The sequence below is a fragment of the Sphingomonas sp. BK580 genome (assembly GCF_014194975.1).
Taxonomy (GTDB): Bacteria; Pseudomonadota; Alphaproteobacteria; order Sphingomonadales; family Sphingomonadaceae; genus Sphingomonas.
Genome location: NZ_JACIAY010000002.1, coordinates 132,847 through 154,634 on the forward strand (window position 1 = coordinate 132,847; position 21,788 = coordinate 154,634).

A 21,788-nucleotide genomic window follows, 5' to 3' on the forward strand; every position below is an offset into this window, starting at 1 on the left:
CTGCAGACGGCGCCGGCAAGGAGCGAGGGCATCGCATCGCCGCGGCTTGGGGTCCGCGGCGCTTTCGGGGGAACGACACATGCCAACCCACACCCATCTCTCACCCGAGCGCCTACCGCGTCGTCGCCGCGCCCTCGCCAGCGCCGCGCTCGCCTGGCTGCTGCTCGCGCCTGCGGCCGCCTTTGCGCAGGGCGGCCCGCGAGAGGAGGGCGCCGGTTCGTTCGCCGACGATGCCCGCGGTGGGGCGTCCGACGAGGGTGAGACGGTCGTCGTCACCGGCCATCGGAACGGGCGGCTGGAGGAGGCGCGCAGGGTACTCGATTCCGTGGCGGGCGGTACCGCGCTGATCGACAACAGTCAGGCCGAGGACCGCGGCCTGGTCACCAACGCCGACCTGCTCAAGTTCCAGCCGGGTATCTTCGCACAGGCGGGCGGGGGCTCGGACGGGATCAAGATCTCGATCCGCGGATCGGCGATCAACCGCGGCTCCGGCTTCTTCCGCTCCGGCGCGCTGTTCGAGTTCGACGGGCTCCCGGTGAGCGGGCCGGGCGGCACGCCGTACGAGCTGTTCGAGCCGCTCGGCAACAGTCGCACGGAGGTGTTGCGCGGCGCCAACGGCTTCGATCGCGGCTCCGTCACGCTCGGCGGCGTGATCAACTATGTCTCGCTCACCGGCAAGGACTTCAGCTCGCCGCTCGGGATACGGCTGGAGGGCGGCAGCTACGGCTATCGCAAGTACCAGGTGAGTTCGGGCGGCGACTATGGCCCGCTCGACTATTACGTCAGCGTCACCGGCGCGCAGCGCGACGGCTATCAGCAGCAGACGCGCGGCCGCAGCTTCGGCGTGCAGGCCAATCTCGGCTACGAGATCGCGCCCACCGTCCGCACGCGCTTCTTCTTCCGCTACCGCCGCACCGCCAACCAGTCGCCGGGGCTGATCACGGTCGCGCAGGTCGAGGCCGACCCGCGCGTCGCCAACCCGCAGCAGGTCGCGCTCGACGCCGACCGGATCCAGCCGGGATCGTTCTGGATCGCCAACAAGACCGAGTTCGACCTGAGCGACCGTTCCGCGCTGGAGCTCGGCGTCGTCTATCACGACTATCCGATCGATCAGCAGCTCGGCGTCAACCGCGGGCGCTGGGGCTACACCGACCTGACCGGCTCGCTGCGCTATACCCGCACCGACACGCTGTTCGGCCGCGACAGCAGCACGGTGCTCGGGCTGCTCTACACCACCCACCCGGACAAGGCCTATCTGCGCAACTATGTCCGCGTGCCCTCGGGCGCGACCGCGCGGCTGCCGGTCGGCGCGCTGGTGCGCGACGCTTACTACAAGGGCACCGACGGCAACCTCTTCCTGACCAACGAGAGCGAGCCGGTCGAGCGGCTGCACCTGCTGTTCGGCGGGTCGCTGATCCGCATCAAGCGCGGCACCGGCGTGACCTATCCCGTGATCCCGGACCTCACCACGCCGTACCGCCGCGAGAGCTGGGACTATGGCTATCGCGCCGGCTTCCGCTACGAGCTCGCGCCCGAGGTGCAGCTGTTCGGCAACGTCAGCCGCTCGGTCGAGCCGCCCAACGACTGGGCGTTCCTGACCACGCCGCCCGCGATCCCGGCCGGCTACCCGGCGCAGGGGCTCGCCGCGCACGGGCTCGACCTCAAGGACCAGACCGCGACCACCTATGAGCTGGGCACGCGCGGCACGCTGCCACTACTCGGCGGGTGGAACCTCAGCGTCTACCGCGCCGACATCCGCAACGAGCTGCTCTCGGTCGTGGTCGACACGGTGCTCAACGTCACCGCGGAGTCGAACGCCTCGCCCACCCGTCACCAGGGCGTCGAGGTGGCGCTGGATACGCCGCTGTGGCGCGACGGGGCGGGGAGCAGCGTCAGCCTGCGCCAGTCGTACACCTACAACGACTTCACCTTCCGCCGCGACGCGACCTTCGGCCGCAACGAGCTGCCCGGCATCCCCAAGCACATCTACCAGGCCGAGCTGGCGGTGGACCATGCCTCGGGCTTCTACGGCAACGTCAACACCAGCGTCGCCGCGAGGAACTGGCTCGACTATGCCAACAGCGTCTCCACCCGCGGCTATCAGCTGTTCGGCGGCACCGCCGGCCTCAAGATCCCCGAGACCAGCTACCGGATCTTCGCCGACTTCCAGAACATCACCAACAAGCATTACGGCGCGGTGGTCAGCCCGGCGTTCGACCTCAACGGCTCGGATCGCACCAACCCGCGGCTGACGCCGGGCGACGGCTTCACCGTGATCGGCGGGGTCTCGGTCGCGCTGTGAGGCGGTGGGAGCACCTTCTGCGCCGGCTGGCGCTCGCCGCGAGCGCGGGCCTGCTCGCCGCCTGCACCGCGGGCGGCGGTGACGCCGACCCGCGCGCGCGCCGCGGCGGTCCCAACGGCGACTTCACCTATCCCGCGACCGACTATGCCGAGCAGCGGCCCGGCAAGCCGGGCGGCACGCTGCACGCCAGCGTCGGCACCGACACCGGCACGCTCGACCTCCACGCGATCAGCCATACCAACGCGCAGTGGATCGGGCGCCTGATCTTCGACAATCTCGTCTATCTCGACGACAAGGGCGAGCCGACGCCGTGGCTGGCGCGATCGTGGACGGTCTCGCCCGACGGGCTCACCTATACCTTCCACCTGCGCGACGACGTCACCTTCTCCGACGGCAGCCGGTTCGACGCAGAGGCGGTGCGGCTCAACCTCGAGCATATGCGCGACCCGCGTACCAAGTCACCGCTCGCCGCCGCCTATATTGCCCCGTACGTCGCCGGTCGCGTGATCGATCCGACGACGTTCGAGGCGCACCTCAGCCGTCCCTACGCGCCGTTCCTCGACGTGCTCGCGCAGAGCTGGCTGGCGATGATGAGCCCGCGCCAGATCCGACTCCATCCCGAAGAGCTGGCGACGCGACCGAGCGGCACCGGGCCTTTCGTGGTCGAGCGCTACGAGCGGCAGAAGGGGCTGACCCTGCGCCGGCGGGCCGACTATCACAGCGCGCCCGATTACCTCCGGCATCGCGGGCCCGCCTATCTCGAGCGGGTCGAGATCGCCTTCGTTCCCGAGGCGATGGCGCGCTATGCCGGGCTCGCCTCCGGCGAGACGCAGCTGGTGTTCGACGCGCCGCCGCAGAATGCCGCCGCCATCCGCGCCGACCCGCGACTGGTGTTCGACAGCCGCATCCGCACCGGCCTGCCGTTCCGCGCCCTGACCTTCAATCTCGATCGCGCGCCCTGGACCGACGTGCGCGTGCGCCGCGCCGTGGCGCAGGCCGTCGACCGCGCGGCGATCACGCGCAGCGTCTTCTTCGGTGAGGTGCTGCCCAAGACCGACTTCCTCGCCGGCACCACCGCTTACTACGATCCGGCCGCCGCGGGTGTGCTGCGCTACGATCCCGCCGCGGCCAATCGCCTGCTCGACGCGGCCGGCTGGACAGCGCGCGACGCGGCGGGTTACCGCCTGCGGCGCGGCGAGCGCCTCGGCGCCGAGGTACTCACCTGGAGCAGCCCGACGCTGACTCCGATCAACGTCGCGGTACAGGCCGATCTGCGCAAGATCGGCTTCGATCTGCGCATCGTCGAGATGCCGCTGTCACAATATACCGAGCGGCAGCATACGGGCGACTATCAGACGCTCTCCGCCGGCGTGTGGCATACCAACACGCCCGACGCGCTCTACATCCTTCACCACAGCGGCGAGATCAGCTCGGCCAAGCGGATCGGCCAGAACACCGCGCACGTGCGCGACGCCGCGCTCGATCGCCTGCTCGAGCACGCGCGCGAGAGCAGCGATCCCGCCGAGCTGCGCCGGCTGTACGGCGCGGCGCAGCGTCGCCTCGTCGAGATCGTCCCCGGTGTCCCGCTCGACGAGAACCACTCGCTGGTCGCCTATGCGCGACGGCTCAACGGCGTGATCTTCGACACCTCGCACAACACGCCGGTCCTGACCGGCGCCTGGCTCGACGGGGAGGCGCGATGAGCTGGCGCGCGCTCCTCCCGCTGGCGCTGGCGCTCACCGCCTGCGGCGGCGCGGGCGATAGCGGACGCGGGGGCGACGCGAGCGATCCCCTGCCGCGCGTCGCCGACGGGCAGCCCGTCACCTATCCGAGCCGCGATTATGTCGAGCAGGCGCCGGGGCGGCCCGGCGGCACGCTGCGCGTCGTCGCCGCGCGCGACAACGGCACGCTCGACGCGCAGCTGCTCGCCGACACCAACACCAAGTGGCTCGGTCGCACCACCTTCGACAATCTCGTCTACCTCGACGAGCGCGGGCGGCCGACGCCGTGGCTGGCGCGCTCCTGGACGGTCTCGCCCGACGGCCGCACCTACACCTTCACGCTGCGCGAGGACGTCACCTTCTCGGACGGCGAGCGGTTCGACGCCGCGGCCGTGAAAGCCAATCTCGACCGCATCCGCGATCCCGCGACGCGCACGGCGATGACGACGGCCTATATCGCGCCCTATGCCAGCGGGCGCGTGGTGGCGCCGTTCGTCTTCGAGGCGCGGCTGAGCGAGCCCTACGCGTCGTTCCTCGACGTGCTGGCGCAGAGCTGGTTCGGCATGGTGTCGCCGCGCCAGATCCGCGCGGCGCCGGGCACGATCGCGACGCGGCCGATCGGCACCGGGCCGTTCACGGTCGAGCGCTACGTCCGCAACCAGGTGCTGACGCTGGCGAAGCGCCGCGACTACCACTGGGCGCCCGACGTGATCCGTCATAGCGGCCCGGCCTATCTCGACCGGATCGAGATCGCGACCGTGCCGGAGGGGCTGGCGCGCTACACCGCGCTGGCGAGCGGGGAGCGCGACTTCACCACTGACGCGCCCGCCGCCAACGCCGCGGCGATCCGCGCCGACCCCGGGCTGGTGCTGCGCAGCCGGATCAACCTGGGCAACCCGCTGCGCGGGATCAGCTTCAACGTCGAGAAGCCGCCGTTCGACGATGTCCGGGTGCGGCAGGCGCTGGCACGGGCGGTGGATCGCGAGGGGCTGGCGCGGAGCGCCGGGCTCGGCGAATATAGTCCCACCACCGGCTTCCTGTCCGCCTCGACGCGCTTCTACGATGCCGCGGCGACGCGCGGCCTCGGCTACGATCCCGCCGCCGCGGCGCGGCTGCTCGACGCCGCGGGGTGGACCGGCCGAACGGCGGACGGGATCCGGACCAGGAACGGCAAGCGGCTCCAGGCGACGGTGCTGACCACCGACGCCAGTCCGCTCGGCTTCGTGATCGTCGGATTGCAGGCCGACTTCCGCAAGATCGGCTTCGACCTTCGGCTCGAGCCGATCCCCGCGGCGCAGTTCGCGCAGCATCGCACCGCGAACGACTATCAGGCGACCGGCGCGGGCTATTGGCACACCAACACGCCCGACGGACTCTACATCGTCTACCACGGCCAGCAGATCAATCGCGGCGGGTATACGGGGCAGAACATCACCCGGCTCGACGACCCGCGCCTCAACGCGCTGCTGGCGGCGGCGCGGCGTGGCGGCGACGAGGCGACGCTCGCCGGCCTGTACGCGCAGGCGCAGCGTCGACTGGCCGAGCTCGTGCCGGCGATCCCCGTGATCGAGAACAGCACGCTCGTGGCCTACCGCCGCGAGGTGCGCGGGCTGGTGTTCGACACGTCGCACAACACTCCGCTCTTCACCACCGTCTGGCTGGAAGGACCCGCCGCATGAGGTTCGTCGGCATCATCCTGTGGCGGCTGCTCGCCGGCGTCGGCGTCCTGTGGGCCGCCGCGAGCATCACCTTCGTCGCCATGAACGTCACCGGCGGCGACACCGCCATCGCGATCCTCGGCGGCCCCGAGGCGCTGCCGACCGCCGAGATCGTGGCGCAGGTGCGCGCCGAATACGGGCTCGATCAGCCGCTGCCGGTCCAATATGCGCGCTACATCGGCCGGCTCGCCACGGGTGACCTGGGCGAGTCCTACCGGCTGCGCGTGCCGGTGACGGGGGCGATCGCCGAGCAGGCCGGCGCGACGGTGCGGCTGGCCTTCGCCGCGGGCGCGCTCGCGCTGCTGATCGCGGTGGTCGTCGCGTCGCTCACCGCCGGGCGCGAGACGCCCGCGCGTGCCGCGGTGTCGGGCGCCGAGCTGGTGCTGACCGCGATGCCCACCTTCGTGCTCGGGCTGCTGCTGCTGTTCCTGCTGTCGTTCCAGCTTCGGCTGCTGCCCGTGGCGGGGGAGGGGGGCGCGGCGCTGATCCTGCCCGTCGTCACGCTCGCGCTGCCGCTCGCCGCGACGATGGCGCAGGTGCTGCGCCAGGAGCTCGACGCCATCCTGGAGCAGCCCTTCATCCTCGCCGCGCGCACCCGGGGGCTGGGCGAGGCCGCGGTCCGCTACGGCCACGCGCTGCGCCACGCGCTGGTGCCGCTGGTGACTCTGTTCGGCCATATGTTCGGCTACCTGCTCGGCGGTGCGATCATCACCGAGACGCTGTTCGCGCGCCAGGGCATCGGCCGCCTGATGGCCGACGCCACCGCGGCGACCGACATCCCGATGGTGGTCGGCATCACCCTGCTGGTCGCCGCCAGCTACGTCCTGGTCAACCTCGTGGTCGACCTGCTCACCGCCGCGATCGACCCGCGCGGGGCCACCGCATGAGCGTCGCCTCCGTCCTTCCCGCTATTCCGAGGAGCCCGTCATGGCCGTCATCGAACTGAAACCCGTCGTGGCGCGGCCGGCACCGAGCAGCGCCGGGCCGCCCGCCTACGAGGCGCTCGCCGCGCGTTTCCGCCCGCTGTTCGCGGAAGTCGTCGGCGCGGCGGTGCGACGCGAGATCGAGCGCGAGCTGCCCTATGACGCCGTCGCCGCGCTCGCCCGGGCTGGCTTCGGCGCGATCCGGCTGCCGATCGCGCAGGGCGGCGCCGGCGCCACGCTGACCCAGCTTTTCCAGCTGCTGATCGAGTTGGGCGAGGCGGACTCGAACCTGGTGCAGACGCTCCGCGCGCATTTCGCCTTCGTCGAGGGGCGGCTCAACCACCCTGACTCGGCGACCAACGCGCGCTGGTTTGAGCGGATCGCGGCGGGTGAGCTGTTCGGCGCGGCGATGGCCGAGCGCAGCACCGGGACCGAGACGCTGGTGAAACTGACCCGCGACGGCGAGCGCTGGCGCCTCGACGGTGAGAAATATTACTCGACCGGCACGCTTTACGCCGACTGGATCCACGCCGCCGCGGCCGACGGCGACGAGCGGCTGAGCGTGATCGTCTCGGCGACCGCGCCGGGGGTCAGCCGGATCGACGACTGGGACGGCTTCGGCCAGCGCCTCACCGGGAGCGGCACCACGCGCTTCGAGGACGTCACCGTCGCCGAGGACCAGATCCTGCGCCGCTTCACCGCCGGCGAGTTCAAGGCGGACACCTATCTCACCGCCTTCTACCAGCAGTTTCACCTCGCCGCCTTCGCCGGCATCGGCCGCGCGGTGCTGCGCGACGCGGTCGCCTTCGTCCGCGCCAAGACCCGCACCTTCGGCGTGCCCGGAACCTCCGACGTCGCCGCCGACCCGCTCGTCCAGCGCGTCGTCGGGCGCCTCGGCAGTCTGTCCTTCGCGCTCGACAGCATCGTCGGCGGCGTGTCCGAGCGGCTCGAGGCGGCGCATGCGGCGTGGCGGCACGGGGCGGACTCGGACGATCCCGCCTTCCTCGCCGCCGACATCGCCGCCTATCACGGCCAGCAACTCGCGATCGACCTGGTGCTGGAGGCGACGGGGCTGCTGTTCGAGGTCGGCGGCGCCTCGGCGACGCAGGAGGCGCGACGGCTCGACCGCCACTGGCGCAACGCGCGCGTGATCGCCTCGCACAACCCCGCGATCCAGCGCGAGCGCGCGCTCGGCGACTATCATCTCAACGGCACCAACCCGCGCGCCGCCTGGGCGGAGCGCTTCGCCAAGGCGCGCGAGGAGGCGGCCGCAGACTCCGCGACGGCGGCGAAGGAGGGCTGAGCCATGGCACAGCGCCAGATGAGCATCGGCATGAACATCCTGGGACTGGGCGGCCATCAGGCAGCGTGGCGGCTCGGCGAGGTCGCGCCGACCGCCTATCTCGACAAGGATTATTACATCAACATCGCGCGCATCTCGGAGCGCGGCACGCTCGACGCGATCTTCCTCGCCGACGGCCCGGCGCTGCAGGAGAATGTCGCGACCAACCCCGGCGGGCGGCTCGAGCCGACCGTGCTGCTCACCGCGGTAGCGCTGGCGACGACGCATATCGGCGTGATCGCGACCTGCTCGACCACCTACAACGACCCGTTCAACCTCGCGCGCCGGCTCGCCTCGATCGACCATCTCAGCGGCGGGCGCGTGGCGTGGAACATCGTCACCAACGCGGGCGACCTGCCGGCGCAGAATTTCGGCCTCGCCGGCGCGCCGCTGCACGGCGACCGCTACGGCCGCGCCGACGAGTTCGTCGACGTCGTCCAGAAGCTGTGGGACAGCTGGGAGGATGACGCGATCATCGGCGACGCCGCGGCGGGCCGCTTCGCCGATCCGGGGAAGGTCCACCGGCTCGACCATGTCGGCCCGCACTTCCAGGTGCGCGGGCCGCTCAACGTGCCGCGCTCGCCGCAGGGACGGCCCGTGCTGGTGCAGGCGGGCGCGTCGGAGGGCGGCAAGGCGCTCGGCTCGCGCCGCGCCGACGCGATCTTCACCACGCAGACGACGCTGGCGGACGGCGTGGCCTTCTACCGCGAGATGAAGACGCGCGCGCGTGCCTGGGGCCGCGACCCGGACCAGCTCAAGATCATGCCCGGCCTGTCGACCGTGATCGGCAGCACCGAGGCCGAGGCGCAGGCGCGCTGTGACGCGCTCGACGCCTATCTCGGTAAGGACGGGCTGGTCGCGCAGATCGCGCAGCGGGTCGGCATCCCCGCCGCCGAGCTCGACCCCGACGCCGAGCTGCCCTGGGCGCGGATCGGCGACGTCGCCTCGTTCACCACCGGCTCGCACGGCTTCCTCCAGGCGCAGCTCGACCTCGCGCGCGCCGAGCGGCTGACCGTGCGCCAGCTCTCGCGGCGGATCCGCAGCGGCCACCGGCTCGCGGTCGGCACCCCCGAGCAGATCGCGGACACGCTGGAGGAGTGGTTCCGCGCCGGCGCCGCCGACGGCTTCAACCTGATGCCCGACATGTTCCCGTCGGGCGCCGAGATCTTCGTCGACGAGGTGGTGCCGCTGCTGCGCGCGCGCGGCCTGTTCCGCCACGAATATGCCGGCACGACGCTGCGCGACCATCTCGGGCTCGACCGCCCGCCCAGCCAGTTCGTCGCCGCCCTTCCCGCCGCCCGCGCGCGCGCCTGACCCACCGGAGACGCCGCCATGAGCACCTATCCGATCCGCGCGCTCGCCGAGACCGGCCCCGCGCGTGCCGCTGCCTGGCCCTATGTCGGCACCGCGCTGGACCTATCGGCCACGGCGGCGGAGCAGCCAAACGGGGCGCAAGCGGTGACGCCGATCGAACCCGTGGCGCGGCGACCCGTGCCCCTCGGCCTCGCGCTCGCCGCGCTGTTCCTCGCGCTGCTGCTCGTCGCCGCGCTCGCCCCCGGGCTGGTGATCGGCGGCGACCCGCTGGTCGGGAGCGGGCGCGACGCCTTCTACGCGCCGAGCGCCGCGCACTGGCTCGGCACCGACGAGAACGGGCGCGACGTGCTGGTGCGTCTGGTGCATGGCGTGCGCCCGTCGCTGCTGATGGGGTTCGCCGCGACCGCGCTCGCGCTGGTGGCCGGCACCGCGCTCGGCCTCGTCGCGGGTCTCGGCGGACGCGTCGCCGACGCACTGGTCGGGCGCCTGCTCGACACGCTGCTGGCCTTCCCCGACCTGCTGCTCGCGCTCGTCATCATCACCTTCTTCGGCCAGGGGCTCGGCAACGCGATCGTCGCGGTCGGCGTCGCGGCAACCCCCCGCTACGCGCGCATGGTCCGGGCGCAGGCCAAGCTGGTGCGCGCCAGCGGCTATGTCGAGGCGGCGCGCACGCTCGGTCAGCCCGCCCCGGTGCTGATCTGGCGTCACGTCCTGCCCAATGCGGTGCGGCCCGTCCTGTTGGTCGCGGCGATGGGGGTCGGGGTGAGCATCGGCGCGGGTGCGGCACTCAGCTTCCTCGGCTTCGGCGCTCCGCCACCCGCGCCCGAATGGGGTGCGATGCTCGCGGTCGGGCGCAACTTCCTCGCCAACGCCTGGTGGCTGGTCGCCGCGCCGGGCACTGCGATCACGCTCACCGTGTTGGCGGTCACCGCGCTCGGCCGCGCCGCGATCCGCCACGGCGAGGGGCGCGGGCTGTGACGATCGCCTTCCCCGCTCCGCGCGCACCGCTCGTCGAGGTCGACCGGCTCTCGGTCGCCTTCGGCGACGCCGCGCCGGTGCTGAGCGAGGTGAGCTTCACCGTCGCGCCGGGCGAGTGCCTCGCGCTGGTGGGTGAGTCGGGCTCGGGCAAGAGCGTCACCGCGCGCTCGCTGATCGGGCTGGCGGGGCAGCGCGCGCGCACCGCGGCAGCCCGGCTGGCGTTCGCGGGCGACGACCTGCTCGGCTATCGCGAGCGCGACTGGCGCGCGCTGCGCGGGCGGCGCGTCGGCTTCGTGCTGCAGGACGCGCTCGGCGCGCTCGACCCGCTGCGCACCGTCGGCGCCGAGATCGAGGAGCCGCTCCGCGCCGCGGGCGGGCTGACCCGCGCCGAGCGCCGCGAGCGTTCGATCGAGCTGCTCCGCGCGGTGCACGTGCCCGAGCCCGAGCTGCGCGCGCGCCAGCATCCGCGCCAGCTCTCGGGCGGGCTGCGCCAGCGCGCGCTGATCGCCGCCGCGATCGCCAGTGACCCCGCGCTGCTGATCGCCGACGAGCCGACCACCGCGCTCGACGCCGCGGTGCAGGCGCAGATCCTCGAGCTGCTGCGCGGCCTGCGCTCGCGCGACGGCGCGCTCATCGTCGTCAGCCACGATCTCGCGGTGGTGGCGCAGCTGGCCGACCGGATCGCGGTGATGCGCCACGGCCGGATCGTCGAGCAGGGCAGCGCCGCCGCCATCCTCGGCGAACCGCGCCATGCGTACACACGCGCGCTGGTCGAGGCCGCGGCCGCGATCCACGGTGCCCGGCCGCGCGTGGCCGCCTCGCCAGCCGCGGTGGTCCCGCTCGCGCCGGCGGCACCGCTGCTCGCCGCCGCGGGCGTGAGCAAGTCCTATCCCGGCGCCGACCGCCAGCGCCGCACGGTGGTGAGCGACGTGAGCCTCGCGCTGCACGCGGGCGAGACGATCGGACTGGTCGGCGCCTCGGGCTCGGGCAAGACGACGCTGACGCGCATGCTGCTCGGACTGGAGGCGCCCGACGCCGGCCAGGTGCGCTGGTCGGGCGACGACTGGCGCGACCTGCCCGCGCGCGAGCGACGCGTGCGGCGCCGCGGCGTCCAGGTGATCTTCCAGGACCCGCTCGCCTCGTTCGACCCCCGCTATACCGTGCGCCGCGTGCTCGACGAGCCGCTCGCGCTGCGCGGTGTCGCGCGCGGTGATCGGCACGACCGCGCCGCGGCGCTGCTGCGGCTGGTGCGGCTCGACGCCGGGCTGCTCGCGCGCCGGCCGATCGAGCTCTCCGGCGGACAGCGCCAGCGCGTCGCGATCGCGCGCGCGCTCGCGCTCGAGCCGCGCGCGCTGATCTGCGACGAGCCCGTCTCCGCGCTCGACGTCTCGGTGCAGGCCGAGGTGCTCGCGCTGCTCGACGACCTGAAGGCGCGGCTCGGCCTCGCCTGCCTCTTCATCAGCCACGACCTCGGCGTGGTGCGCCGCGTCAGTGACCGGATCGCGGTGATGCACGAGGGCCGGCTGGTCGAAGACGGGCCGGCCGACCGGCTCTTCGCCGCGCCGGCGCATCCCTACACGCGCGCGCTCCTGGCCGCGATTCCGTCGCTCGATCCCGTGAGGTCAGCCCATGCCTAAGCAGCTCCACGTCAACCTGTTCGAGATGAACTGCGTCAGCCATATCGTCCACGGCCTGTGGGTGCATCCGGACAACAACCGGCACCGATTCAACGATCTCGATTATTGGACTGAGCTGGCGCAGCTGCTCGAGCACGGCGAGTTCGACGGCGTCTTCCTCGCCGACGTCATCGGCGCCTATGACGGCTTCCGCGACGGCGTCGACACCGCGCTGCGCGAGGCGGTGCAGATCCCGTCGAACGACCCGCTGCTCGTCATCCCGGCGATGGCGGCGGTGACGCGGCACCTCGGCTTCGGCGTCACCTTCTCCACCACCTACGAGCCGCCCTTCGCCTTCGCGCGGCGGATGAGCACGCTCGACCATCTCACCAAGGGGCGGGTGGGGTGGAACATCGTCACCTCCTACCTTCCCAACGCGGCGCGCAACTTCGGCCATGCCGACGAGGTCGCGCACGACCACCGCTACGAGATCGCGGACGAGTACCTCGACGTGCTGTACAAGCTGTGGGAGGGCTCGTGGGACGACGACGCGGTGATCGTCGACCGCGCCAACCGCGTCTACACCGACCCCGCCAAGGTCCGTTACATCCACCATCACGGCACGCACTTCCGCGTCGCCGGTCCGCACCTGACCCAGCCCAGCCCGCAGCGCACCCCGGTCCTGTACCAGGCGACGGGCTCGCGCGCGGGCATCGCCTTCGCCGGGCGCCACGCCGAGGTGGTGTTCACCGGCGGCGCGACCCAGGCGGACGTGCGCGCCAACATCGCCGCGATGCGCGTCGCCGCGGTCGCGCAGGAGCGCGACCCGGCCGGCATCAAGTTCGTCGTCCAGGCCGGCATCATCGTCGCCAAGGACAGCGACGCGGTCGCCGCCAAGCTCGACGCCTATCGCCGCCTGCTGAGCGTCGAGGGCAAACTGGTCCACGCCATGTCGAAGGTGGATTACACGCGCTACCCGCGCGACACGCCGCTCGCCCAGGTGCCCGGCGCCGATCCGTCGCGCTGGGCGCGGCTGGCGCTGGCGGGCGGCACCGCGGTGACGGTCGGCGACGTGCTCGACGCGCTCGCCGGCTTCGACGAGGACCGCTTCTTCGTCGCGGGCACGCCCGAGATCGTCGCCGACGCGATCGAGCGCTGGCTCGACGAGGACGGGATCGACGGCATCAACCTGCGCCAGTATCTCTCCTTCGAGACCGCGCGCGACTTCATCGAGCTGGTCATCCCCGAGCTGCGCCGCCGCGGCCGCTACCGCGACGGCTACGTGCCCGGCGAGACGCTGCGCGAGCGGCTGTTCGGCGCCGGCCACGCGCGCCTGCCCGCCGACCATCACGGCGCGCGCTACCGCGATCCGGGCGCGCTCTCCCATCCCGCGGCGCCGCTTCGCCTCGTCGAGGCCGCGCCGCTCCAGGCCAACGCGAGGATGCAGTCATGACGCTCGACTTCCACTGGTTCCTGCCCACCTACGGCGACAGCCGCGAGATCGTCGGCGGCGGGCATGGCGTCCCCGCCGGCACCGCGGGTGGCGCGCGACCCGCCTCGATCGCCTATCTCGGCCAGATCGCGCGCAGCGCGGAGCAGCTCGGCTTCGTCGGCGCGCTGACCCCGACCGGGGCGTGGTGCGAGGACGCCTGGCTCGCCACCGCGATGCTGGTGGAGGTGACGGAGCGGCTCAAGTTCCTCGTCGCTTTCCGCCCCGGCCTGATCTCGCCGACGCTCTCGGCGCAGATGGCGGCGACCTTCCAGCGCCACTCGCAGGGGCGGCTGCTGCTCAACGTCGTGGTCGGCGGCGAGCAGCACGAGCAGCAGGCGTACGGTGACTTCCTGTCCAAGGACGAGCGCTACGCGCGCGCCGACGAGTTCCTGACGATCGTGCGCGCGCTGTGGCGCGACGGCCGCGCCGACTTCGACGGCGAGCACCTGCGCGTCGTCGGTGCCACGATCCCGCGCCTGCCCGATCCGGTGCCGCCGCTCTACTTCGGCGGCTCGTCGGCCGCGGCGGGACCGGTCGCGGCGACGCATAGCGACGTCTATCTCACCTGGGGCGAGCCGCTCGACGCGGTGGCCAAGAAGGTTGCCTGGATACGGGATCTCGCCGCGCAGCGGGGGCGGACGCTACGCTACGGTATCCGGCTCCACGTCATCAGCCGCGACACCTCGGAACAGGCCTGGGCCGAGGCGGAGCGGCTGCTCCGCGGGATCGATCCCGCCACCATCGCGTCGGTGCAGGCGGGACTGGCGCGAAGCGAGTCCGAGGGGCAGAAGCGCATGATCGCGCTGCACCAAGGCTCCACCGCCAACTTGGAGATCGCGCCCAATCTGTGGGCGGGGGTCGGGCTCGTGCGCGGTGGCGCCGGCACCGCGCTCGTCGGCAGCCACACGGAAGTGGCGGAGCGCATCAAGGAATATGCCGCGGTGGGGATCGACGAGTTCGTGCTCTCGGGCGTCCCGCACCTCGAGGAGGCCTATTGGTTCGGCGAGGGTGTGTTGCCGATCCTCGAGCGCGATGGTCTGTGGCGTCACCCGGCCGGTCGACTCGCCGAGAGCGGGGCCGCCGACGTGCCCTTCGCGCCGGCGAAGACGCGCGCGCCCGTCGCGAGTGCCAGCTGATGGCGGCAGGTGACGACCTCGCGACCGGCGAGCGACTGTTGGCCGAGGTAAGCGCAGGCGTTGCCGACGACGCGCTCGCCCACGATCCCGGCACGCTGGCCGAGATCGGCCGGCTGCGCACCCGGCTCGACGCTGCCGCCGCGCTGGCCGCGCGGGACGGCGCGGGCGATGAGGCCGCGGTCCTGGCGCGCGCGCTGCTCCTGGACCTGTTCGGTACGTTCCCCACCCGCGTGACCTGGACGCCGGAGCGTAGCGACGAGGCGCTCCACCTGCACCACGCTGCGATCGGACGGGCGTTGCTGGCCGCGGAGGCACGGCTGTGAGCCTCGCTGCTGCGCGCGAGCGAGCGCCGTCGCGAAGGGCGCACGTCATCACGGGCGATGAGGAGGCGATCGCAGTGGCGCGCACGCTCGCGGCGGAGATCGCGGCCGGGGCGATCGCGCGCGATCGTGACCGGACCGTGCCGCAGCGCGAACTGGACGCGCTGTCTGCCTCGGGTCTGCTCGCGATCACCGTGCCGCGCGCCTTCGGTGGCGCCGATGCCGCTTACGCCACGGTGGTGGAGGTCTTCCGGCTGCTGTCCATCGCCGATCCGGCGATCGGCCAGTTGCCGCAGAACCATTTCCTCTTCGTCGAGGCGCTGCGCCAGGACGGCACGCCCGACCAGCAACGCCGCTTCTTCAACGAGGTGCTCAGCGGCGCCCGCCTCGGTAACGCGCAGGCCGAGCGCGGGTCCTCGGCGCTCGACCTGCGCACGCGACTGACGCGGGACGGCGACGCCTTTCGCCTGAACGGCACCAAATATTATTGCACCGGCGCACTGACGGCGCAGTGGATCCCGGTCGCCGCCATCGACGCGGATGAGCGGCAGGTGCTCGCCTTCGTCCGACGCGAGGCCGAGGGCGTCGACGTGCTCGGAGACTGGGACGTGATCGGTCAGCGCGTCACCTTTAGCGGGACGGCGCGCTTCGACAACGTGCTCGTCTCCGCCGGCGATGTGGTGCCGCACTGGCGGCTGTTCGACCGGCCGACGCTCTTCCACTCCTACGGTGTGCTGCTCCACGCCGCGATCGACGTCGGCATCGCGCGGGCGGCGCTGGAGGATCTGATCGCCGCGGTGCGGCAGCGCCAGCGGCCGCGGCTCGGCGCGCGCGCGCCATCGGCAGAGGAGGATCGCCTCCTCCAGGCGCGGCTGGGGCGTGCGGCGGTCGAGCTCCACGCGCTGGAGGCGCTGCTCGGCGCCACGGCGGTGCAGCACGATCGAGCCGCGACGGCCGGGATCGACGAGGAGGCGTCGGGCAGAGCCGCCGTCGCCGCCTTCGCGGTGAAGGCGCTGGCGGAGGACGTCGCGATCGATTCGGCCAACCTGCTGTTCGCGCTGTCGGGCGCATCGGCCGCGGAGAGCCGCCACGGCTATGATCGGCATTGGCGCAATGCCCGCGTCCACACCATCCACGACGCCAATGACTGGCGGCTGGTCCTCGTCGGTGAGCACGCTGTTCATGGAGTCTACCCCGCGAAGCCGGTACGCCGCGGACGGTGACGGCAGCCATGATCGCACGGGGTCGGGGCGGTCGGGGATGCCCATCGGGGCGGTGACGGATGTCGGAGGAAAACCGCCGACGCGTCGGCCTGCGTGGCGGCGTCAGCTCTGCCGATCACCATCGGACGGCGTCAGCCATTTCGCCATGACGATGCGGGGCGTCTCCTCGAAGCCGAGCTGTTCATAGAACGGTAGGACGGCGGCGTTCGCCTCGCGCACCATCAGTTGCACTTTGGCGATCTGGCGGTCGCGCAACCAGCCCTCGCCGGCAGCGATCAGCGCGCGGCCCACACCCGCCCTGCGGTCGCTCGGATCCGTCGCGACGTAGTAGAGCCAGCCGCGATGTCCGTCGTGCCCCACCATCACCGTCCCGACGATCAGCCCAGCCGCTTTCTCCGCGACCAGCACGCAGGACGACGGGCCGGCGATCGCACGCGCGAGATCGGCCACCGGATCATTGTACGCCGTCACGAGACCGCAGGCACGCCAGAGTGCCATCACCGCTTCCTCATCCGCGCGACTGGCGGTCCGTACTGTCACATCCATGTCCTCGCCCTTAGCGTCCTGTCGCCGCGGAGCCAGCGTCGGCTGCTCCGCTCGATCTCGGACGGGCTGGACGGGTGTTCGCTCTCGAGGCGTGGTGCTGGCATGCGTCGGACGACGAGCGACGGGTCGACGATCAGCCTCGCCGAGCGGAGATCATGCAAAAGGCGGCACGCCGCGCGCGTTCAACGCTCGCCGGTGCCGCCGCTTCGCCCCGCTGAGAGCGACGAGCATCGTCGCCCCGGCCTCCATCCGCCGATTTCCGCCGAGACGGCTTAGAGATGGTGACCCCTACGGGGCTCGAACCCGTGTTTCAGCCGTGAAAGGGCCGCGTCCTAACCACTAGACGAAGGGGCCGTGAGGCGGCTGGTCGGTTAGGGGCAAAGCGGCGAGCGGTCAAGGCGCTTCGCCGCTCCGCCGCACGGCTCACACCGCCCAGGCGGCGTCGTCGAGGTGGAGTTCGGCGGCGCCGCGGCCGCTCCACTCGTCGAGCCGGGCGCGTCCGGCGAGCCACAGCCGCCGCGACGGCCCGGCGGCGAGCAGCGCCTGGCCCAGCGCGGTGTCGGCGGCGCGGAACGCCATCGCCTTGAGGCTGCGCCCGTCGTCGCCCGCGACGATGGCGCGGACGTGACCGCTGCCGACCACGTCGACCTTGATCGTGCGCACCGGCCCGACCGCGACCCGCGGCGCGGGCCAGCCGCTGCCGTACGGACCGCCCGCCTCGAGCGTCTCGACCAGTGCCGCGGTGACGCCGCCGGGCGCCAGCACCGAGTCGACCAGCAGCGCGCGGCCGGCCTGTGCCGCTGCCACCGTGTCGGCCAGCCTGGCCTCGATCCAGTCGGCGAAGGCGGCGACCTGGTCGGCGGCGATCGTCAGCCCCGCCGCCATGGCGTGGCCGCCCCCGGCCAGGAGCAGGCCGTGCTCGCGCGCCGCGAGAACCGCCGCGCCGAGATCGACGCCAGTGATCGAGCGGCCCGAGCCCTTGCCGACGCCATGATCGTCGAGCGCGATGACGATCGCGGGGCGCCCGGTCTTCTCCTTGAGCCGGCCCGCGACGATGCCGATCACGCCAGGGTGCCAGCCGCTGCCGGCGACGACGCCGACCGCGCGATCCTGGCCAAGCAGTGCCTCGGCAGCCTCCTGCACCATCGCCTCGATCGCGCGGCGCTCCTCGTTGAGCCGGTCGAGCTCGGCGGCGAGCGCTCGCGCCTCGACCGGGTCGCTCGTGGTCAGCAGCCGCACGCCGAGGTCGGCGCGACCCACGCGGCCGCCCGCGTTGATCCGCGGACCCAGCGCGAAGCCGAGATCGGTCGCGGTCGGCGCGCGCGTCAGCCGTGCCGCGTCGGCGAGCGCCGCCAGGCCGATGTTGCGCCGCTGCGCCATCACCTTGAGCCCCTGGGCGACGAAGGCGCGGTTGAGCCCGCGCAGCTGCGCCACGTCGGCGACCGTGCCGAGCGCGACGAGGTCGAGCAGCTCGAGCAGCTTCGGCTCGGGCCGGCTCGCGAAATGGCCGCGCGCGCGCAGCACGCGCAGCAGCGCCGCGCCGAGCAGGAAGGCGACCCCCACCGCGGCGAGATGGCCGTGCGCGGCGCCGTCGGTCTCGTCGCGGCGGTTGGGGTTCACCACGGCGTGGGCGCGCGGCAGCTCGGTGGCGCATTGGTGGTGGTCGACCACGATGACGTCGGCGCGCGCCGCGGCGAGCGCCTCGAACGCCTGCGCGCCGCAGTCGACCGTGACGATCAGCGTCGCGCCCTCGACCGCGAGCCGCTCCATCGCCGCCACGCTGGGGCCATAGCCCTCGGTCAGTCGGTCGGGGATGTACACGCGCGGCCCGCGCCCGAGCGCGCCGAGCAGCCGCGCCAGCAGCGCCGAGGAGGTGGCGCCGTCGACGTCATAGTCGCCGAACACCGCGATCTGCTCGCCTGCCACGACCGCGTCGGCGAGCCGCTCGGCAGCGGCGTCCATGTCGCGGAAGATCGAGGGATCGGGCATGAAGCCGCGGATCGACGGCGCTTTGTGCGCCTCCAATCCGTCCCGAGGGCAGCCGCGCGCGAGCAGCAGCTGGGTGAGGAGATCGTCGGGCACGAACCGGTCGCGCTGGTCCGCCGCCAGCGCGCGCCAGCGCCACGGCTGGCCCAGGATCGAGCGCTCGACATCGAGTACGTGACGCATCGCGGAGCTCCTACCGCATCCAGCGGGGACAAGTCACGTGCCCCGGCGTGCGCGAGAAAAATCAGCGATGAGACATTGTAACATCGCGCCGCATGACCTAATTGGCGCGACATGTCGTCGTCGCCCGTCCCCCACAGCGCGCGCCCCGGTCGGATCGACCGCTGGGCGGTCTGGCTGTCGGCCGCGTGCGTCGTCCATTGTCTCGCCACCACCGCCGCGGTGGCGCTGCTGTCGACCGCGGGCGGGTTGCTCGGTAGCCCGCTGATCCATGAGGTCGGGCTGGTGCTCGCGCTCGCGCTCGGCCTGCTCGCCTTCGGTCGCGGCGTGCTGGCACACCGGCGGCTGCTGCCGGTCGCGCTCGGCGGCGGCGGTCTGGCACTGATGGCGGCGGCGATCGTCGTGCCGCACGGGGACTCGCACCTGGTCGAGTCGCTGCTGACCATCGCGGGCGTCGTGCTGCTGGCGACGGGACACACGATCAACCGACGCGCGCACGGTTGAGCCGGCGCTTGCTGTGCGGGCACGCCGCTCTTAATCTGGATCGACCATGGCGCATCGTCACCACGAACCCGAGGGCGCGGATCTGCTGGCCGCGGCACGCAGCACGCTCGAGCGCTCGGGCGAGCAGTGGACCGCGATGCGCGAGAGCGTCTACGCGGCGCTGAGCGGCTTCACCAAGCCGGCCTCGGCCTACGACATCGCCGAGCAGGTGTCGCGGACACAGGGGCGGCGGATCGCCGCCAACAGCGTGTACCGCATCCTCGACCTCTTCGTCGCGGCCAACCTGGCGCAGCGAGTCGAGAGCGCCAACGCCTATGTCGCGAACGCGCATCCAGGCTGTCGCCACGACTGTATCTTCCTGGTGTGCGACGGTTGCGGCACCACCACCCACCTCGACGACGACTCGCTCACGCGCGGCCTGCGCGACGCCGCGGCGGCCTCGGGCTTCGCCGCCGAGCGGCCGGTGATCGAACTGCGCGGGCGGTGCCGCGACTGTGCCGCCGCCACGCACTGAACCGCCAAAACCGGTAATCGACAGGCTGATGTCGCTCAGCTATTCCGCGTAGATGGCTGATGCCCCCGATACCCCGCTGCTCGACACGGTCGAGACGCCCGACGCGCTCCGCACCCTGAAGCCCGACCAGCTCCGCCAGCTCGCCGACGAGCTGCGCCAGGAGACGATCTCCGCTGTCGGCCACACCGGCGGCCACCTCGGCTCCGGCCTGGGCGTGGTCGAGCTGACCGTGGCGATCCATTATGTCTTCGACACGCCGCGCGACCGGCTGATCTGGGACGTCGGTCACCAATGCTACCCGCACAAGATCCTGACCGGGCGGCGCGATCGCATCCGTACGCTGCGGCAGGGCGGGGGGCTCTCCGGCTTCACCAAGCGCAGCGAGAGCGAATATGACCCGTTCGGCGCGGCACACAGTTCCACCTCGATCTCGGCCGCGCTCGGCTTCGCCACCGCCAACAAGCTGAGCGGCGCCCCCGGCAAGGCGATCGCGGTGATCGGCGACGGCGCGATGTCCGCTGGCATGGCCTATGAGGCGATGAACAACGCCGAGGCGGCGGGCAACCGGCTGGTCGTGATCCTCAACGACAACGACATGTCGATCGCGCCGCCGGTCGGCGGGCTGTCGGCCTATCTGTCGCGCATGGTGTCGAGCCGCGAGTTCCTCAGCGTGCGCGAGCTGGCGAAGCGGCTCGCGCGCCGGCTGCCGCGGCCGTTCCACACCTCGCTGCGCAAGACCGACGAATATGCCCGCGGCATGACGATGGGCGGCACGTTGTTCGAGGAGCTGGGCTTCTACTACGTCGGCCCGATCGACGGCCACAATCTCGACCATCTCATCCCGGTGCTGGAGAATGTGCGCGACGCGGAGGAGGGGCCGATCCTCGTCCACGTCGTCACCAAGAAGGGCAAGGGCTACGCGCCCGCCGAGAACGCGGCGGACAAATATCACGGCGTGCAGAAGTTCGACGTGATCACCGGCACCCAGGCCAAGGCGCCGCCGGGGCCGCCGGCGTATCAGAACGTGTTCGGCCAGGTGCTCAGCGCCGCGGCGGACAGGGATCCGCGCATCTGCGCGATCACCGCGGCGATGCCCTCTGGCACGGGGCTCGACCTGTTCGCCAACGCGCATCCCGAGCGCTTCTTCGACGTCGGCATCGCCGAGCAGCATGCGGTGACCTTCGCCGCCGGCCTCGCCGCGCAGGGGATGCGACCGTTCTGCGCGATCTACTCGACCTTCCTGCAGCGCGCCTACGATCAGGTGGTGCACGACGTGGCGATCCAGAACCTGCCGGTGCGCTTCGCGATCGACCGTGCCGGGCTGGTCGGTGCCGACGGCGCGACCCACGCGGGCAGCTTCGACGTGACCTATCTCGCCACCCTGCCCAACATGGTGGTGATGGCGGCGGCGGACGAGGCCGAGCTGGCGCATATGGTGCAGACCTGCGTCGAGCATGACTCGGGTCCGATCGCGGTGCGCTACCCGCGCGGCAACGGCACCGGCGTGGCGCTGCCCGCCGAGCCGCGGGCGCTCGAGATCGGCAAGGGCCGGGTGGTGCGCGAGGGCAAGAAGGTGGCGATCCTGTCGCTCGGCACGCGGTTGGGCGAGGCGCTCAAGGCGGCCGACGCGCTCGACGCCAAGGGCCTCTCGACGACGGTGGCCGACCTTCGTTTCGCCAAGCCGCTCGACGAGGCGCTGATCCGACGCCTGCTCACCTCGCATGAGGTGGCGGTGACGATCGAGGAGGGCGCGATCGGCGGCCTCGGCGCGCACGTGCTGACGCTCGCCTCCGACGAGGGGCTGACCGACGCCGGCCTGCGCATCCGCACGATGCGGCTGCCCGACCTGTTCCAGGACCAGGACAAGCCCGACGTCCAATACGCCGAGGCGGGGCTCGATGCCGACGCGATCGTGCGCACCGTGCTGACCGCGCTGCGCTACAACGAGGCGGGCGCGGTCGCGCGCGCCTGAC

17 protein-coding genes and 1 tRNA gene are annotated in these 21,788 nt (G+C 72.3%); 15 read left to right on the forward strand and 3 right to left on the reverse strand.

Translation table 11 applies throughout. The features are described 5' to 3' along the window. The first annotated feature begins 79 nt into the window (after window positions 1-79). From FHY05_RS03845 to FHY05_RS03900, 12 genes are read left to right on the forward strand one after another with little or no spacing between them, the layout of a single operon-like run. On the forward strand, window positions 80-2,302 hold the full coding sequence (locus tag FHY05_RS03845) for a TonB-dependent receptor domain-containing protein (protein ID WP_183943095.1): 2,223 nt from the start codon (window positions 80-82) through the stop codon (window positions 2,300-2,302). Then, entirely contained in the window at window positions 2,299-4,005 is a 1,707-nt protein-coding gene (locus FHY05_RS03850) for an ABC transporter substrate-binding protein (RefSeq protein ID WP_183943096.1), read from the forward strand. Before FHY05_RS03845 ends, FHY05_RS03850 begins: the two co-directional genes overlap by 4 nt. Beyond that, a complete protein-coding gene (locus FHY05_RS03855) occupies window positions 4,002-5,702 on the forward strand; it encodes an ABC transporter substrate-binding protein (RefSeq protein ID WP_183943097.1) in 1,701 nt (566 codons plus the stop codon). The genes FHY05_RS03850 and FHY05_RS03855 overlap by 4 nt, the downstream gene beginning before the upstream one ends. Beyond that, on the forward strand, window positions 5,699-6,628 hold the full coding sequence (locus tag FHY05_RS03860) for an ABC transporter permease (protein WP_183943098.1): 930 nt from the start codon (window positions 5,699-5,701) through the stop codon (window positions 6,626-6,628). Before FHY05_RS03855 ends, FHY05_RS03860 begins: the two co-directional genes overlap by 4 nt. Before the next feature lie 40 nt (window positions 6,629-6,668). Continuing rightward, window positions 6,669-7,967, forward strand: a complete 1,299-nt coding sequence (locus tag FHY05_RS03865) for an acyl-CoA dehydrogenase family protein (protein WP_183943099.1) — start codon at window positions 6,669-6,671, stop codon at window positions 7,965-7,967. A 3-nt stretch (window positions 7,968-7,970) separates the two neighbouring features. Further along, window positions 7,971-9,320: an LLM class flavin-dependent oxidoreductase gene (locus tag FHY05_RS03870; RefSeq protein WP_183943100.1), complete on the forward strand. Its 1,350-nt coding sequence runs from the start codon at window positions 7,971-7,973 to the stop codon at window positions 9,318-9,320. Between the two features lie 18 nt (window positions 9,321-9,338). Next, window positions 9,339-10,298, forward strand: a complete 960-nt coding sequence (locus FHY05_RS03875; RefSeq protein WP_221190997.1) for an ABC transporter permease — start codon at window positions 9,339-9,341, stop codon at window positions 10,296-10,298. After that, on the forward strand, window positions 10,295-11,935 hold the full coding sequence (locus FHY05_RS03880; RefSeq protein ID WP_221191060.1) for an ABC transporter ATP-binding protein: 1,641 nt from the start codon (window positions 10,295-10,297) through the stop codon (window positions 11,933-11,935). Before FHY05_RS03875 ends, FHY05_RS03880 begins: the two co-directional genes overlap by 4 nt. After that, window positions 11,928-13,367 carry an NtaA/DmoA family FMN-dependent monooxygenase gene (locus tag FHY05_RS03885; protein ID WP_183943102.1) on the forward strand — a complete coding sequence of 480 codons (1,440 nt, stop codon included), beginning with the start codon at window positions 11,928-11,930 and terminating at the stop codon, window positions 13,365-13,367. The genes FHY05_RS03880 and FHY05_RS03885 overlap by 8 nt, the downstream gene beginning before the upstream one ends. After that, window positions 13,364-14,542 carry an LLM class flavin-dependent oxidoreductase gene (locus FHY05_RS03890; protein ID WP_183943103.1) on the forward strand — a complete coding sequence of 393 codons (1,179 nt, stop codon included), beginning with the start codon at window positions 13,364-13,366 and terminating at the stop codon, window positions 14,540-14,542. The genes FHY05_RS03885 and FHY05_RS03890 overlap by 4 nt, the downstream gene beginning before the upstream one ends. Beyond that, window positions 14,542-14,865, forward strand: a complete 324-nt coding sequence (locus tag FHY05_RS03895; protein WP_183943104.1) for a hypothetical protein — start codon at window positions 14,542-14,544, stop codon at window positions 14,863-14,865. The genes FHY05_RS03890 and FHY05_RS03895 overlap by 1 nt, the downstream gene beginning before the upstream one ends. After that, window positions 14,862-16,085 carry an SfnB family sulfur acquisition oxidoreductase gene (locus tag FHY05_RS03900; RefSeq protein ID WP_183943105.1) on the forward strand — a complete coding sequence of 408 codons (1,224 nt, stop codon included), beginning with the start codon at window positions 14,862-14,864 and terminating at the stop codon, window positions 16,083-16,085. Before FHY05_RS03895 ends, FHY05_RS03900 begins: the two co-directional genes overlap by 4 nt. Before the next feature lie 102 nt (window positions 16,086-16,187). Here the strand turns inward: FHY05_RS03900 and FHY05_RS03905 are convergent, their stop codons facing one another. The 3 genes from FHY05_RS03905 to recJ form a co-directional block, all read right to left on the reverse strand. After that, window positions 16,188-16,667 (reverse strand): GNAT family acetyltransferase, encoded by a 480-nt coding sequence (locus tag FHY05_RS03905; protein WP_260181255.1) that lies wholly within the window; start codon window positions 16,665-16,667, stop codon window positions 16,188-16,190. 243 nt (window positions 16,668-16,910) lie between these two features. Then, window positions 16,911-16,985, reverse strand: a tRNA-Glu gene (locus FHY05_RS03910). Window positions 16,986-17,054: 69 nt separating this feature from the next. Next, entirely contained in the window at window positions 17,055-18,800 is a 1,746-nt protein-coding gene (gene recJ, locus FHY05_RS03915) for a single-stranded-DNA-specific exonuclease RecJ (RefSeq protein ID WP_183943107.1), read from the reverse strand. Between the two features lie 111 nt (window positions 18,801-18,911). Between recJ and FHY05_RS03920 the strand changes: the two genes are divergently transcribed. The 3 genes from FHY05_RS03920 to dxs are packed head-to-tail and all read left to right on the forward strand — an operon-like array spanning window position 18,912 to window position 21,787. Beyond that, the gene (locus tag FHY05_RS03920) at window positions 18,912-19,301 is read left to right on the forward strand and encodes a MerC domain-containing protein (protein ID WP_183943108.1); all 390 of its coding nucleotides are present in this window, start codon (window positions 18,912-18,914) and stop codon (window positions 19,299-19,301) included. A 46-nt stretch (window positions 19,302-19,347) separates the two neighbouring features. Continuing rightward, window positions 19,348-19,815 (forward strand): Fur family transcriptional regulator, encoded by a 468-nt coding sequence (locus FHY05_RS03925; protein WP_183943109.1) that lies wholly within the window; start codon window positions 19,348-19,350, stop codon window positions 19,813-19,815. A 52-nt stretch (window positions 19,816-19,867) separates the two neighbouring features. Further along, window positions 19,868-21,787: a 1-deoxy-D-xylulose-5-phosphate synthase gene (gene dxs / locus FHY05_RS03930; protein WP_183943110.1), complete on the forward strand. Its 1,920-nt coding sequence runs from the start codon at window positions 19,868-19,870 to the stop codon at window positions 21,785-21,787. Window position 21,788 lies beyond the last annotated feature (1 nt).

What these genes read in the sequence shown, in the direction of transcription:
- FHY05_RS03845 (WP_183943095.1), top strand. Translation starts at nt 80, where the DNA reads ATGCCAACCCACACCCATCTCTCACCCGAGCGCCTACCGCGTCGTCGC.
- FHY05_RS03855 (WP_183943097.1), top strand. Translation starts at nt 4,002, where the DNA reads ATGAGCTGGCGCGCGCTCCTCCCGCTGGCGCTGGCGCTCACCGCCTGC.
- FHY05_RS03860 (WP_183943098.1), top strand. Translation starts at nt 5,699, where the DNA reads ATGAGGTTCGTCGGCATCATCCTGTGGCGGCTGCTCGCCGGCGTCGGC.
- FHY05_RS03865 (WP_183943099.1), top strand. Translation starts at nt 6,669, where the DNA reads ATGGCCGTCATCGAACTGAAACCCGTCGTGGCGCGGCCGGCACCGAGC.
- FHY05_RS03870 (WP_183943100.1), top strand. Translation starts at nt 7,971, where the DNA reads ATGGCACAGCGCCAGATGAGCATCGGCATGAACATCCTGGGACTGGGC.
- FHY05_RS03875 (WP_221190997.1), top strand. Translation starts at nt 9,339, where the DNA reads ATGAGCACCTATCCGATCCGCGCGCTCGCCGAGACCGGCCCCGCGCGT.
- FHY05_RS03885 (WP_183943102.1), top strand. Translation starts at nt 11,928, where the DNA reads ATGCCTAAGCAGCTCCACGTCAACCTGTTCGAGATGAACTGCGTCAGC.
- FHY05_RS03890 (WP_183943103.1), top strand. Translation starts at nt 13,364, where the DNA reads ATGACGCTCGACTTCCACTGGTTCCTGCCCACCTACGGCGACAGCCGC.
- FHY05_RS03895 (WP_183943104.1), top strand. Translation starts at nt 14,542, where the DNA reads ATGGCGGCAGGTGACGACCTCGCGACCGGCGAGCGACTGTTGGCCGAG.
- recJ (WP_183943107.1), bottom strand. Translation starts at nt 18,800, where the DNA reads ATGCGTCACGTACTCGATGTCGAGCGCTCGATCCTGGGCCAGCCGTGG.
- FHY05_RS03920 (WP_183943108.1), top strand. Translation starts at nt 18,912, where the DNA reads ATGTCGTCGTCGCCCGTCCCCCACAGCGCGCGCCCCGGTCGGATCGAC.
- FHY05_RS03925 (WP_183943109.1), top strand. Translation starts at nt 19,348, where the DNA reads ATGGCGCATCGTCACCACGAACCCGAGGGCGCGGATCTGCTGGCCGCG.
- dxs (WP_183943110.1), top strand. Translation starts at nt 19,868, where the DNA reads ATGGCTGATGCCCCCGATACCCCGCTGCTCGACACGGTCGAGACGCCC.